This is a genomic window from Niabella soli DSM 19437 (assembly GCF_000243115.2).
Classification (GTDB): Bacteria; Bacteroidota; Bacteroidia; order Chitinophagales; family Chitinophagaceae; genus Niabella; species Niabella soli.
In genome coordinates this window covers 2058911-2072901 of record NZ_CP007035.1, presented here as the reverse complement: position 1 = coordinate 2072901, position 13991 = coordinate 2058911, and the positions used below count along the sequence as shown (strand labels likewise).

Genomic DNA, 13991 nt, shown 5'->3' with positions numbered 1-13991 from the left:
CCTATTTGGAATGAAACCCTTGTGATAAAGGATGGTACGTATCAAGCGTTTTTCTGAGAAATTCCCGGTCAAGATGCGTATAGATCTCGGTGGTCGTAATGCTTTCATGTCCCAGCATTTCCTGTACGGCACGGAGGTGGGCGCCCCCTTCGATCAAATGTGTGGCGAACGAGTGCCGGAACGTGTGCGGGGAAATGGTCTTTGTTATCTGTGCTTGTGCGGCCAGCTCCTTGATAATTAAAAAGATCATTACCCGGCTTAATAAGGTACCTCTTTTGTTCAGGAAAACGATGTCCTCATTACCGGGCTTTACTGCAATATGATTGCGGATCTCCTTTATGTAGATCTTGATATACTTTGCCGCCGAATCACCGATCGGCGTCAACCGTTCTTTGTTGCCTTTACCGATTACGCGGATATATCCTACATCCAGATACAATTGAGAAATGCGCAGGTTTACCAGTTCGCTCACCCGTAAGCCGCATCCGTACAGGGTTTCAATGATCGCTTTGTTGCGGGTGCCTTCGGGTTTGCTCAAATCAATACAGGAAATCAGCCGTTCTATTTCTGCGATGCTCAAAACATCCGGGAGGGCCCTTTTGGTTTTGGGTGCTTCCAGCAACAATGCCGGATCCTGTTGTACTATGTTTTCAAGCAGGCAAAATTTATAAAATGCTTTTATGCCGGATATAACCCTTGCCTGTGAGGTAGGTTGCATGCCGAGTTCGGCGATCCAGGCAAGAAAGGCCTGAAGATCATTTAAAATAACGGTCGCCGGAGTTTTGTTGGGTGACTCGGCTTCCAGGTATTGAGTCAGCTTGTCAATATCCCGCAGGTACGCTTCTGTAGAATTGGGGGAAAGCGATTTTTCCAGTTTTAAATACGATTGAAAACTTTTTTTATAAGATTCCCACATAAAAAAAATCCTGCCTTGCCGCAACAAGGCAGGGGTATAAATTATTTAAACGCCAAAGGTTCATTATGCACAATTTCCTTTTCTTTAAAAAGGATTTTCGCATATATATTACTTTTAGTGATGTTTACTGAATCGATAACAGAATGTACATTATCATAGTCTATTCCGGTAATGCCAGTATCGGTCAGTAAGGTCTGGGCTGTTTGGCCGGTATTGATATCTACCACATAGATAAACGTATTGTCATAATAGGCTACCAACCCGTCTGCCACCTTAAATTTAGGATCAAAATTATTGATGGCGCTCCTGTATTTTTCCGTTGTTCCCTTTTTATCGAACGGAAGCTTGATCAGATAGCCTCTCCCGGTAGGGCAATCATTGAACTTTAGCCAGGCATATTTATCCGCAACGATATCGCAGGTGAAAAGGGACTTACTCGGCCGCACATCATTAGGTATAAAATCCTTGAAGATAATATCCGTTACGCCTTCTTTCTTTCCCCGCTCCCAATGGATGGTATCGATTTTGCAGTCCTTAAACGAAACCGTCACAAAAGGTTTGTCGGGCGTAGGGCTTCCAAACCGGAGCGGCTCCGTCATACAGGCAGAGTCTTTACAAAAGGACCCGGATGCTGCGGCATCGGTGTTGTTGCCTCCTTTGCAGGAAGCCAATAGTGTGGCAAGAACAATTGTTCCAAAAGCGATTGATTGTAGCTTCATTGGTCTGTTTTTTTAATAAAAATTTAGATTGCTAATTTACAAATTTGCGCAATAGCTTTAGTATTTATAAAAATACATCTTCCAGTAAAAAAAACTCCGGCGTTTTGTTTTTGGAATGAATGATCGCCAGTATATCGTATTGGATCCACCGGTATTGCGGGTATTGGTACAAAAATGCATCAGCCGCCTGCTGTAAAAATTTGAATTTTCTTTTGGTTACGCTTTCTTCAGGATAGCCAAATTGGCTGCTGCTTCTGGTTTTTACTTCAATAAAATGGAGTTTGTCTTTTTTAACGGCGATGATGTCGATCTCGTAATGCGAATGCCGCCAGTTTCTGAATAAGATGGTGTAACTCCTTTGCACAAAGTAAGCGGTCGCAATATCTTCCCCGTCCTGCCCCAATTGATTATGTGTTGCCATTAGGTTATCTTTACCCCCAAGTTAATTCTTTTTTTTATATGCAAAAACTGGCACTATTAAAAGGGGAGGTGAAACATTACGACTGGGGCGGTGTTTCCTTTATTCCCTCCTTGCTTCAGATTGAGAATCCGCAAATGAAACCCTTTGCGGAGTACTGGATGGGTGTGCATCCGGGGGCACGGTGCCTGATGCAGCTCAGTAATGGGGGCGAAGTATTGCTGCGGGATTTTATTGATGAACACCGGGAAGCATTGCTGGGAAAAGTGGTGCTGCAATCGTTTAAAGAAATGCCCTATCTGCTGAAGGTATTGGATGTGAAGGATATGCTGTCGATACAGGTGCACCCGTCCAAAGAACAGGCGGCCGTTGATTTTGAAAACGAAACGGCCAGGGGGATCGCCCTGAATGCCCCGGACCGGAACTATAAGGATAAAAATCACAAGCCGGAGTTAATGGTGGCGCTGAGCCCTTTTTACCTTTTACATGGCTTTAAACCGGAAGAAAAGCTTTTGGCCACCCTGCAGGCAGTAGAGGAGTTGCATGTTTTCATTCCGGTGTTCAAAAAAGATGGATACAAGGGGTTGTATAAAATGGCGATGGAGTTACCGCAGGAAGAAGTGAATGAGTTGCTGCAACCCCTGATCAGCCGCATCATTCCGTTGTATCAACAGGATAAATTAAAGAAAGATGCTGAAGATTTCTGGGCGGCACGGGCGGCACAGACTTTTGTGCAGCCCGATACCATAGACAGGGGTATCTTTTCGATCTATTTTTTTAACCTGGTGCATTTAAAAAAAGGAGAAGCGATTTTTCAGGATGCCGGCGTGCCTCATGCTTACCTGGAAGGATATAATGTAGAAATAATGGCGAGCTCTGACAACGTATTGCGCGGAGGCCTTACTTCAAAACATATTGATACGGTGGAGTTGTTGAAACATACAAAATGTGCCGCGACACACCCGCAAATAATAAAAAATCAAAACGGACAAAAAGAAAAGCACTACCCGGCGCCGGTTGCCGATTTTCAGCTAAATGGGTATGAACTGGAACCCGGTGACGAAATAATGATCCATCCTTCAACAGCCGAGATACTGTTGTTGATAAACGGTCGGGCGGCATTGCATAATGGGGATACTGCAGTTGAATTAAAGCCCGGGAATATAGCGGCAATAGCATTTTCAGGAACCGAAATAAAAATACATGCAAAAGAAGGGGCCTTGCTGTTCCGTGCAACGGTACCGGCAGGGCAAAGCAAAGATCAATGAATATGAATAGAGAAAAATTAGTAGCACTGATAAAAGAAAAGAAATCCTACCTGTGTGTGGGATTGGACACGGATATGAATAAGATCCCGGCACATTTAAAAACGGATGCCGATGCGATCTTTAATTTCAACAGGGCCATTATCGATGCCACCCGGGCCACTTGTGTTTCGTATAAGATCAATACCGCTTTTTATGAAGCGTGGGGCGTGAAAGGCTGGGAAGCTATGGAAAAAACGGTACATTATATTGGTGATGATCATTTTAAAATTGCCGACGCAAAAAGGGGCGATATTGGCAATACCAGTGATCAATATGCAAAGGCTTTTTTTGAAACGATGCCTTTTGATGCTGTTACTGTTGCACCTTATATGGGGGAAGACAGTGTAAAGCCCTTTTTGCAATATGAAGGAAAGTGGGCTATTGTGCTCGGATTGACGTCTAATAAGGGCGCCGGCGATTTTGAACTGCAACAGTCGGGTTCAGAACTGCTGTATGAAAAAGTGCTGAGAACAGTTTCAGAATGGGGAACGGCTGAAAACCTGATGTTCGTAGTAGGCGCTACGCAGGCAGATGAATTTACCCGCGTTCGTGAATTGATCCCCGATCATTTTTTGCTGGTGCCCGGCGTAGGCGCACAGGGTGGCAGCCTGAAAGATATTTCGGAAAAAGCAATGAACAAAGATTGCGGGTTGCTGGTAAACGCCAGCCGCGCGGTGATCTATGCTTCAGGAGCTGCTGACTTTGACGAGGCGGCAGGAAAAGTTGCGGCCGGATATCAACAGGAAATGGCGGGTTATTTGTAAAGCGAAAGACCTGTGAGATTTCTAAAACCTCACAGGTCTATAAAAAACCGTTTCAAAACGAAACGGTTTTTTATAGTATAGGTTAATGGTTTATTTTCTTTCAAAATTATATACAATATAGATCGTTTTACCTTCGAAGGATACCGGCGATTGTGCTACAAAATGATCTTTATCTGACGAAATGACCTGCAGGGAATAGCCTTGTTCTACGCCCTTCGACTGGTTCTTTTTCAAACCGTCTACTCTTTTAAAATTAAAATTGGTGCCGCCATTTACGTTTCTTGTCGACCATAAGATCTGGCGCGGGCCACTGCTGCAATTGCCGCTGGTAATAGTGTAGCTGCCATATCCGTTATTGGGTAAGGTCCATTCGCTGTTCATAAAGCAATCAAGACTTACGTCGTCAAAAGCCTGTATTTTCAGGTTTTTTGTATCGGTTCCTTCAATACTTGTATTCGTTACCCGCCAGGTTCCTTTGAAGTCGGTGCGGGGCACAACGGAAGAGGTGCTTTGTTTAGTGTTTGAGCAACCCGTTCCTATTGCGCCAATGGTTACCAGGATAAAAGCAAATTGTAAAATATGTTTCATAATCATGCTGTTTTTAAGCTTTATGCAATTGAAATGCCAAAGTTGAAGATTAGACGAAGTATTGGTGCAATTGGTTTGATGGCAGTTGTTAAAAAGTTAAGAAGGGGCCGCAGGTTGCTGAAAGCAGGAGAGCCTTATAATCGAAAGATGGATTTCATCAACAGCCATTTTTCTCCGGGCTTTGCGGTCGGCAACGCCTGCTGGTAGCGCCACATCAGGTCTTCCCATTCCTGAACTTTGGGATTGTTTTCATCTGCGGCCGCTTTTTTCTCAAAAGAAAAATCTTCCGCTGCTTCCATGATCATAAACAACCGGTTTTCGATCCGGAAAATTTCCATATGGCGGATCCCTGATTCAAGAATGCTTTTTTTTATCTCGGGCCAAACGGCGTTGTGATGAGCTTCATATTCGGCGATCAGCTCCGGATCGTTTTTAAGATCCAGCGCCAGGCAATATCTTTTTAGGGCAGGCATGAGTTATTAGTTATTTGTTATTGGAGCGTTACTGTGATTGCCAAATCGGAAATCTCAAATCAGAAATTCCTGACTATTCCTTCATCATATCAAGCAGTGTTGCCGCAACTTCTTCTGCATTCGGCTTGCTGAAATAATCACCATCACTGCCATAACCCGGACGGTGTTCTTTAGCCGTAATAGTTCTGGGGGCTACATCAAGGTGCCGGTATCCGCCCTGTTCCTCTATTACTTTCGTAAGCATAAAAGCCGTAGCGCCTCCCGGTACATCTTCATCTATAAAAACGATCCGGTTTGTTTTCTTCAGCGAGTGCAAAATGCTGTGATGAATATCAAAGGGAAGTAAGGTCTGCACATCGATCAGCTCGCAGCTAACCCCCAGCGGCTCTACTATTTTGATGGCTTCCTGGATCACACGAAGGGTTGACCCGTAACTGACAATTGTAATATCGGTTCCCGGGTGTAAAATTTCCGGAACACCAAAGGCTAGGGTCATTGTATCCAGGTTTTCAGGGAGCTTTTCTTTTAAGCGGTAACCATTCAGGCTTTCAATAACTAGACCGGGGTCATTGCTTTGTAACAACGTATTGTACATAGCGGCTGCCTGCACCATATTCCGGGGCACACAAATATGGATGCCCCTGAGCGAATTGATGATCATTCCCATTGGAGAGCCACTGTGCCAAATGCCTTCCAGGCGATGCCCCCGGCTGCGTACAATCAACGGGCAAAATTGCTGTCCGCCCGTACGGTATTGCAGGGACGCCACATCATCGGTCAACGGTTGTAAACCATATACCAGGTAGTCCAGGTACTGGATCTCCGCAATGGGCCGCAAACCGCGCAAAGCAAGGCCAATGCCGCGTCCCATGATCGATAATTCACGGATACCGGTATCGGCGATGCGTTCCGGGCCATGTTTTTTTTGCAGACCGGCGAACCCCTGGTTGACATCGCCTATCTTCCCCAGGTCTTCTCCAAAGGCAATCACTTTGGGATTGTTGCTGAATAACTGATCAAAATAATGATTCAGGATCTCATATCCGTTAAGTACCGGAGAATCAGCGGTAACCACCGGTGCAACCGGCTTTACCTTCAACGCACTTTTAGGACCCTCATCATACAAATTCGAGTTATAAATGACCGCATTTTCCGCGCACAAAGTATCATAATACTGTTGTGCGGTTACGGCCTGGTTGCCGCCAATTAAAATGGCTTTATATAATGTTTGTAAAACATTTTTCCGGAGCGGCTCCCGGTTGGTTACCAGATCGGGGAGCAATTTTTTTATGTCCCCGGCTTTTTCAGGGAGCTGTTCTGCCAGCTCGTTAAGTATATTACGGGTTGTTTCAACCTGCGCCTTTATGGGCTTTATATAGTCCTTCCACGCTTTATCCCGCGCGTCTTTTACATTTGCGCGGGCATCCTGTTCAATTTTTTCAAGGGTGGCCTCGTCGCTTAGTCCGTTCTTTAAAATCCACTCTTTTAACTTTTTCAGACAGTCTCTTTCGCGTTCCCATTCCAGCCGTTCCGGACTTTTATAACGCTCATGGCTGCCGGACGTACTATGCCCCTGGGGTTGGGTTAATTCGTCTACATGAAAGATCACCGGTGTATGGGTTTCGCGGGCCAGGCTGATGCCTTCTTCAAAGGCTTCAATCATGCCCATATAATCCCAGCCTTTCACTTTCTGAATATAAAATCCATTCGTGCCTTCTTCTTTTTCAAAACCTTTCAACGCCTCTGAAATAGAGCCCTTAGTCGTTTGCAGTTCCCTTGGCACTGAAATGCCATAGCCATCGTCCCAAACAAATATCACCAACGGTATCTGGGCTACTCCCGCCGCATTTACAATTTCCCAAAAATGACCTTCGCTGGTTGAGGCGTCACCAATGGTACAAAAACATACCTCGTTGCCGTTATTGGAGAGATTGGTAAACTGTTGTAATTCCGGAATTTCCCGGAAACATTTTGAGGCATACGCCAATCCGTAGGAGCGGGGCATCTGTGCCGCCGTGGGCGCCATATCCGTTGCCGTATTTTTTATATGCACCAGGTCGAGCCAGTTACCTTCTGCATCTGCATTTCTTGAAGTATAGTGGCTATTCATCTGGCGGCCAACACTAAAAGGCTCATTTTGAGGATCGGGGTCTGCATAAAGCTGTGCAAAATATTGTTGTGGTGTGCCAACGCCAATAGCAAACATCAGGGTCTGATCCCTGTAATACCCGCTGCGCCAGTCGCCTGGCTGAAAGAATTTCGACATAGCCACCTGCGCTACTTCCTTGCCATCTCCGAATATCCCAAACTTGGCTTTTCCGGTAAGCACTTCCCTGCGGCCTAAAAGACTGGTTTCCCGGCTAAGGGAAGCTACATAATAGTCGTGCAGCACACCATCTTTGAATTTATCAAATGACAACATATTCGTAGAAGTAATAAGGTCGGAAGTATTATGCTCCATATCGGCAAAAATAGGGATTTGAATGCTAACTCTTGTTAGTTAGTATTAACTGATGCAACTTTTTTAAAACACCAAACATCTATGGTGTACCTTTGTTATCTTTATTTTATGTTATCAAAAATAATTAATGATTATGAAGAAGTTTTACCTTTTGGCAGTTTTGTTATTTTTTGGATTTGCGGTTACCGGCTATGCACAGGAAGGGGTTCCGGCAGACCAGGTGATAAAGATGGTAAAGGACGAGTATGATCTGGGTAAATTGAAGTTTAAGAAAGGGACCACTTTCTATATGGAGTTTACCAATATCAGCAAAAAGCCCGTTATTGTACAAAATGTGATGGTTGGATGTGGCTGCACGGTGGCTGAAAAACCTTCTGCACCAATCATGCCGGGTAAAGTTGGAAAGATCAAAGTAGGGTATGATGCTACGGCTGCCGTTGGAAGTACTTTTAAGAAAGATGTTACCATTAAAATAAAAGGGGCGCAACCAAAAACGGTATATTTTACGGGTGAGATTATTTAAGAGTTTAGTTTTTTAGTATTATTGAACAGTTTCAACTTATTCCATCTGTAAAGGTGGAATTTTTTTATTTTTGCCCTTTATTTTTCAGTATGATTAGAATTTCTCAAAGAGGCGTGCAGATGCCTGCTTCTCCGATCCGCAAGCTGGTACCCTATGCTGAGGCGGCAAAACAAAGGGGTATTACCGTATATCACCTTAATATCGGGCAACCGGATATTGAAACACCCCCAGCCATTATGCAGGCGGTGAAAGACATGGATATGCCCATACTGGAATATTCGCACAGTGCGGGTAACGAAAGTTACCGGAAAAAACTGGTGCAATATTATAAGCGTGTCGGGGTGGCGGTAACACATGAACAGGTTATGATCACTACCGGCGGCAGCGAAGCGATCCTGTTTGCGTTTTTTGCCTGCCTGGATGCGGGAGATGAGGTAATTATCCCCGAACCTTTTTATGCCAACTATAACGGGTTTGCCTGTGAAGCGGGTGTTACCGTAGTTCCGATTCCCTCCACTATTGAAACGGGTTTTGCCTTGCCGGCTATTGAAGATTTTGAAAGGGTAATAACGGACCGCACCCGGGCGATCCTGATCTGTAATCCGAATAATCCAACAGGGTATGTTTATAGCAGGGAAGAGATCGAGGCGTTGGGCGTTATTTGTAAAAAGCATCAACTGTATCTTTTTTCCGATGAGGCTTACAGGGAGTTCCGCTACACCGAAGATGATTATATAAGCGCCCTGCAGCTATCGGGCGTAGATGACAATGTGGTGTTGCTGGATACGATCAGTAAGCGGTACAGCGCCTGTGGCGCCCGTATAGGTGCATTGGTGACAAAAAATAAAGAGGTATATGCGGCGGCATTAAAATTCGGGCAGGCGCGGTTAAGCCCCCCCGGACTGGCCCAGATCATGGGCGAGGCGGCGGTGGATTTGCCTCCGGATTATTTCGCAGCAACAAAAGAGGAATATGAAAGCCGCAGGAACCTGCTGGTGCAGCGGCTGAATGCCATGGAAGGTGTTTTTTGCCCCAACCCTGGTGGCGCTTTTTATGCCATAGCCAAATTGCCGATAGATGATTGTGACCGGTTCTGTCAGTGGCTGCTGGAGTCCTTTGAATATAAAAAGCAGACAGTGATGCTGGCGCCGGCAACCGGCTTTTACGCCACTCCCGGGCTGGGAAAAAATGAAGTACGCTTTGCCTATGTATTGAACCGGGAGGCGATTGCCGCTGCTATGGATTGCCTGGAGCAGGCATTGAAAGTCTATCCGGGACAAACGGCATAAAAAATTTTATAGCAAGAAAAAAGGACGGTCTTTTTTGGACCGTCCTTTCTTTTTAATAAAGCCGTTGCTATTTGGCTTTAGCTTGTTGCTCCTTAATAGCCTGTTCATCGCCTACCATAACGAGAGACATTTTTTCCGGTAGGAGATATTTTTTAGTCAATGCAGAAACCTGATCGGGGGTTACCGCATAAATATTTTTTACGCGATTGGTTAGGTAGCTTTCGTCCAGGCCATAAAGGTCCAGTGTGTTCAGTTGGGAAATAATTCCGGCAGGAGTGGAGTTTTGCAGTACAAAAATGCCTGCGTTATATTTTTTAATGCCATCCAGTTCTGCCGCTGCAGGGGGTTCGCCGGCCAGCCGAACGATCTCTTTTTTAATTTCATTGATCGCATCTATCGTGTGCTCGCTGGTTACATCAGCATTTTCTGCCCAGTAGGCTCCGCCCGGATGAACATTAAAGCTGCTTGACGGAGAGTAGGTGTATCCCTTATTTTCCCGGATGTTAGCGGTAATGCGGGAAGCAAAGGAACCGCCCAGTAAAGCATTGGTGATAGATAAGGGCAGAAAATCGGGGTTCTTAGGCGTTATGGCCGGCAGCCCCATGATGATGGTGGTTTGTGGCGCGCCCTTACGATCGATGATGGCGGTAGCCGGTGTATAGGCATCGCTGATGGAAGGATAGCTGATTGCCGGACCCGGTTTCCAGGAGGAAAATAAGGTACTGATTTCTTTACCCACAACGCCCTCGTCAAATTTCCCCGCCACATATAACACCGAACGTTTAGCTCCTATATTGTCATCGTAGAATTTTTTAATCTGCTCCAGCGTATAGCCTTCGACCATGGCTTCCGTAGGGTATATTCTTCCGTATGGACTGTTACCATACATCATTTGGGCAAATTTCTCCCCGGCAATGGATTGGGGAACGCCCTTTGACAGCACGAGGCGCCGTTTCATATTTGCCTTTAAACGGGGAAGTTCTTTTTCAGGGAAAGCCGGATGTTGAATGATGTCTGCCATCAGTCCGATCAGTGCCGGTGCATATTGCGATAAGGCGGTGCCGCGGACCAGTAATTGATCAGCAGTTACTGCAATACTGATTTCGCCTCCCATAGCAGCTGCTTTCCGGGCAATTTCCTGTGCCGGCAGCGTGGTAGTGCCTTCTTCCATAAGATCGCCCATTAAATCGGAAAGCCAAATTTCATTGGGCGCCTCGTTTACATTCCCGGCTTTTATGATCAGTTGTATAGTTACCTTGGGGATCTGCCCGTATTGAATAAGGGTGCTGCGCATGCCATTGGGCAGTGTTGCTGTTTTTTTTCCTGGCAATACAAAATCTTTTGGCGTTGCTCCTTTGGGTGGTGTTTCCTTTTGCGCCTGGCTATTGGATGCTGCAATGAGTAGCAGGGCTATTGCAGCTATAGGGCGAAGTATTTTTTTCATTAGTATTGTTTGTAATGTTTACGAAATATTTTTAAGGAAGAATGATCATTTCCCTTTGGGTGCGGCGATCAGGATCGTTCTGTTTTGCGGGCGCAGGTATTCCTTCACTGTCTTTTCAAAAAGAGCGGGCGTTACTTTTTTAAATTCATTTTCCAACTGGTTTATTTTATTGGGATTATTATCAAATAAAGCAAAAGAGGCCAGCAGGTCTACTTTGCCTACACCAAATTGTCCGCCAAGAATATCGTATAAGCCCGAAAGCATCTTAATTTTAGCACGTTCCAGGTCTTCTTTGCTGACGTTGTTCAGGCTGGCGATCGCTTTATCAAAAGTAGCAATGATCGCATCCGTTTTTGACAGGGTGTCGTACTTGAGATCCGCCATCCAAACCATCGGCCCGTTATAGTTGAACATATTGCCCAGGTAGTTGATACCACCGTTTACGCCGGAAGTAAATCCATTATCCTGTACCATATATTTATATAGCCGGCTGTCTTTGCCTTGTACCAGCAATTGATCAATAAGCCCCATGGCATAATATTCCGGTGTGTTTTTCTCCGGCATTTTATACGCAAAAGCGATCGCTGGTTTTTTAGCGAGGCTATCGGTTTTGGTAAAGCGCTGTTCCTGTTCCTGCCGGGGTTCGCTGAGGTCGGGTTTTGCAGGAAGCTTTGAAGCCGGGATTGCTGAAAAGTATTTCTTTACCCACTCTTTGGCAGTTGGGATCTCAAAATCGCCTACCACCACCAGGGCGGCATTGTTAGGCGCGTAATAGGTTTTAAAAAATGCAGCAACATCATTAAGGTTAGCAGCGTCAATGTCCTTTAGGTCCCCGTAAAAATTATGGGCATTGTACCAGTTCTTATTGGCGTATTGTGGCATATCCAGCCAGGGGAATCCGCCATAGGGTTGGTTTAATACATTTACTTTTACCTCGTTCTTTACAACGCCCTGCTGATTCGTAAGATTTTCCTGCGTAATGTCCAGTCCTTTCATGCGGTCTGCCTCCGCCCAAAGCGCCGTTTCGAGCGTGTGGGCAGGCATAATCTCGAAGTAATTTGTAAAGTCGAAACGGGTAGAGCCGTTCAAAATTCCTCCGTTTTGCTGAACCAGTTTAATAAATTCCATTTTACCCAGGTTTTTTGAACCCTGGAACATCAGGTGCTCAAACAGGTGGGCAAAGCCGGTACGATCTTTAGGCTCAATGCGAAAACCAATATTGTAGTAAACACCTACAACTACGGTGGGAGCGGTTTTATCCTGCGAGAGTACCACTTTCAGTCCATTGGGCAATGTATAATATTCTACAGGAACTTTTAACTGGTTTTGGGAGAATCCGGTAACGGATAATAACAGGAATAATAGTAACATTCCCGGTGATGTTTTTTTGCTCTTCATAAACAGAATTGAAAATTTTAAATAAAAAAGCAAATTATTGAAAATAATTAATTTAAGCCGGAAAATTTTGCAGCAAATAATAAAACCACGCACGGTGTAGCACTCTATGACCCTTCCAAAGTCAATAAGCATCCTATGGCTTTCCCCAATTCCGGAATAAACTAATTGCATGCTGATATTCAATTTATTGCATTTGTGCTAGTCAAATAATACCTGCTGTAAGATCATTATTATTAAAATACTATCATATTAAATATTTTATTATTTGAAAAATATTGTTTGTTTTATTTAAATTCGCAATCTGTAATAGTTTTTTAATTACATATAAAAATATTTAATATGTCAATGACCCGAAGATTAGCGATCATTCCATTTACCCTGGTTATTCTTGTTGGTATTCTTTGTTTGTTTTGCGGCCACAATCCCGTTAAGATTGAGCAACATGCGGAAATCAATTCCGGCGATACGGCCTGGATGCTGACATCAGCCGCCCTCGTACTGATCATGACCCCCGGCCTGGCCTTTTTCTATGGTGGGATGGTTAAAAAGAAAAACGTGATCTCTACCATGTTACAGAGCTTTATTTGCATGGCCATTGTAACGATGATATGGGTGATTTTTGGGTTTAGTCTGGCTTTTGGCGATTCCATTGGCGGTATTATCGGCAATCCCAAAACCTTTTTTCTGATGAACGGAGTGTTGGAAGGAAAGCCCTGGCCGTTGGCGGCTACCGTACCTCTGGCAGTATTTGCTTTTTTTCAATTAAAGTTTGCCATTATTACACCAGCGCTGGTTACCGGTGCCTTTTCAGAACGGATCCGGTTTACATCCCTGATCCTTTTTATATGTCTTTTTATTGTATTTATTTATTGTCCGCTGGCGCATGCCACCTGGCATCCGGATGGCTTTTTATTTAAGCTGGGTGTACTGGATTTTGCAGGCGGGACCGTGGTGCATATGAGCGCGGGTCTGGCCGCATTGGCAGGAGCAATCTATTTGAAAAAGCGCACGGATACCAGCGAAAATAAGCCGGCGCGGATCACCTATGTGTTGATCGGTACCGGTTTACTTTGGTTTGGCTGGTTTGGGTTTAACGGGGGCTCTGCAATGGGAGCCAACACGCTGGCAGCCTCTGCTTTGGCTACCACTGCCGTTGCTTCCGGAGCCGCTGCTTTTTGCTGGATCATCTTTGATGCGTTGAAGGGTAAGAAGCCTTCAGCGATGGGCACTTCGATCGGCGCGGTTGTGGGCTTGGTGGCCATTACGCCCGCCGCAGGATTTGTGAGCATTCCGCATGCAATGGTTATCGGAATTGTGGCAGCGATCATCAGTAACCTGATGGTGGAGTGGCGCACAAAAACATCTATTGATGATACCCTGGACGTATTTCCCTGCCACGGTGTGGGTGGTATGGTGGGCATGTTGCTTACTGGTGTTTTTGCCAATAAAGCGATCAACCCTGCGGGGGCAAACGGATTGTTTTTTGGAGAAACAAAACTATTTACAACCCATGTACTGGTGCTGATTGGTGTAGTGGTGTTTGTGTTGACGATGTCTTTTATCCTGTTAAAAGTAACCGACCTGATCACGCCACTGCGGGTAACGGAAGAAGAAGAAAAAGAAGGGTTGGACCGTTCGCAGCACGGAGAAAGTTTATAAAGTAAAATACAATATTACGCGTACTGCCGGAG

Annotated in this window: 13 protein-coding genes; 5 read left to right on the top strand and 8 right to left on the bottom strand. The window is 45.1% G+C overall.

Going from position 1 to position 13991, the window contains the following annotated elements:
* Window position 1 precedes the first annotated feature (1 nt).
* The 3 genes from xerD to NIASO_RS08850 all read right to left on the bottom strand — a co-directional run bounded on the left by xerD (window position 2) and on the right by NIASO_RS08850 (window position 2056).
* Complete coding sequence (gene xerD, locus NIASO_RS08860) at window positions 2-916, bottom strand: site-specific tyrosine recombinase XerD (protein ID WP_008584252.1); 915 nt, start codon at window positions 914-916, stop codon at window positions 2-4.
* Between the two features lie 41 nt (window positions 917-957).
* A complete protein-coding gene (locus NIASO_RS08855; RefSeq protein WP_008584254.1) occupies window positions 958-1635 on the bottom strand; it encodes a hypothetical protein in 678 nt (225 codons plus the stop codon).
* A 64-nt stretch (window positions 1636-1699) separates the two neighbouring features.
* Window positions 1700-2056: a YraN family protein gene (locus NIASO_RS08850; protein ID WP_008584255.1), complete on the bottom strand. Its 357-nt coding sequence runs from the start codon at window positions 2054-2056 to the stop codon at window positions 1700-1702.
* A gap of 38 nt (window positions 2057-2094) precedes the next feature.
* Between NIASO_RS08850 and manA the strand changes: the two genes are divergently transcribed.
* Window positions 2095-3321 carry a mannose-6-phosphate isomerase, class I gene (gene manA, locus NIASO_RS08845; protein ID WP_008584257.1) on the top strand — a complete coding sequence of 409 codons (1227 nt, stop codon included), beginning with the start codon at window positions 2095-2097 and terminating at the stop codon, window positions 3319-3321.
* 2 nt (window positions 3322-3323) lie between these two features.
* Window positions 3324-4124 (top strand): orotidine-5'-phosphate decarboxylase, encoded by an 801-nt coding sequence (gene pyrF, locus NIASO_RS08840; RefSeq protein WP_025298830.1) that lies wholly within the window; start codon window positions 3324-3326, stop codon window positions 4122-4124.
* Between the two features lie 90 nt (window positions 4125-4214).
* On the opposite strand, the gene NIASO_RS08835 is transcribed toward pyrF, so the two are convergent.
* The 3 genes from NIASO_RS08835 to NIASO_RS08825 all read right to left on the bottom strand — a co-directional run bounded on the left by NIASO_RS08835 (window position 4215) and on the right by NIASO_RS08825 (window position 7646).
* A complete protein-coding gene (locus NIASO_RS08835) occupies window positions 4215-4712 on the bottom strand; it encodes a lipocalin family protein (protein WP_008584261.1) in 498 nt (165 codons plus the stop codon).
* 134 nt (window positions 4713-4846) lie between these two features.
* The gene (locus tag NIASO_RS08830; protein WP_008584263.1) at window positions 4847-5185 is read right to left on the bottom strand and encodes an L-rhamnose mutarotase; all 339 of its coding nucleotides are present in this window, start codon (window positions 5183-5185) and stop codon (window positions 4847-4849) included.
* Window positions 5186-5258: 73 nt separating this feature from the next.
* The gene (locus tag NIASO_RS08825) at window positions 5259-7646 is read right to left on the bottom strand and encodes an alpha-ketoacid dehydrogenase subunit alpha/beta (protein ID WP_008584265.1); all 2388 of its coding nucleotides are present in this window, start codon (window positions 7644-7646) and stop codon (window positions 5259-5261) included.
* Between the two features lie 133 nt (window positions 7647-7779).
* Here NIASO_RS08825 and NIASO_RS08820 point away from each other — a divergent pair, with 133 nt between their 5' ends.
* Together NIASO_RS08820 and NIASO_RS08815 are read left to right on the top strand one after the other, a co-directional pair.
* On the top strand, window positions 7780-8169 hold the full coding sequence (locus NIASO_RS08820) for a DUF1573 domain-containing protein (RefSeq protein WP_044046565.1): 390 nt from the start codon (window positions 7780-7782) through the stop codon (window positions 8167-8169).
* Window positions 8170-8258: 89 nt separating this feature from the next.
* The gene (locus tag NIASO_RS08815) at window positions 8259-9458 is read left to right on the top strand and encodes a pyridoxal phosphate-dependent aminotransferase (protein WP_025298829.1); all 1200 of its coding nucleotides are present in this window, start codon (window positions 8259-8261) and stop codon (window positions 9456-9458) included.
* 67 nt (window positions 9459-9525) lie between these two features.
* On the opposite strand, the gene NIASO_RS08810 is transcribed toward NIASO_RS08815, so the two are convergent.
* The gene (locus NIASO_RS08810) at window positions 9526-10902 is read right to left on the bottom strand and encodes a M16 family metallopeptidase (RefSeq protein ID WP_008584272.1); all 1377 of its coding nucleotides are present in this window, start codon (window positions 10900-10902) and stop codon (window positions 9526-9528) included.
* Between the two features lie 45 nt (window positions 10903-10947).
* Window positions 10948-12300 carry a M16 family metallopeptidase gene (locus NIASO_RS08805; protein ID WP_008584274.1) on the bottom strand — a complete coding sequence of 451 codons (1353 nt, stop codon included), beginning with the start codon at window positions 12298-12300 and terminating at the stop codon, window positions 10948-10950.
* A 345-nt stretch (window positions 12301-12645) separates the two neighbouring features.
* Between NIASO_RS08805 and NIASO_RS08800 the strand changes: the two genes are divergently transcribed.
* Complete coding sequence (locus tag NIASO_RS08800) at window positions 12646-13959, top strand: ammonium transporter (protein ID WP_025298827.1); 1314 nt, start codon at window positions 12646-12648, stop codon at window positions 13957-13959.
* Window positions 13960-13991: the final 32 nt, after the last annotated feature.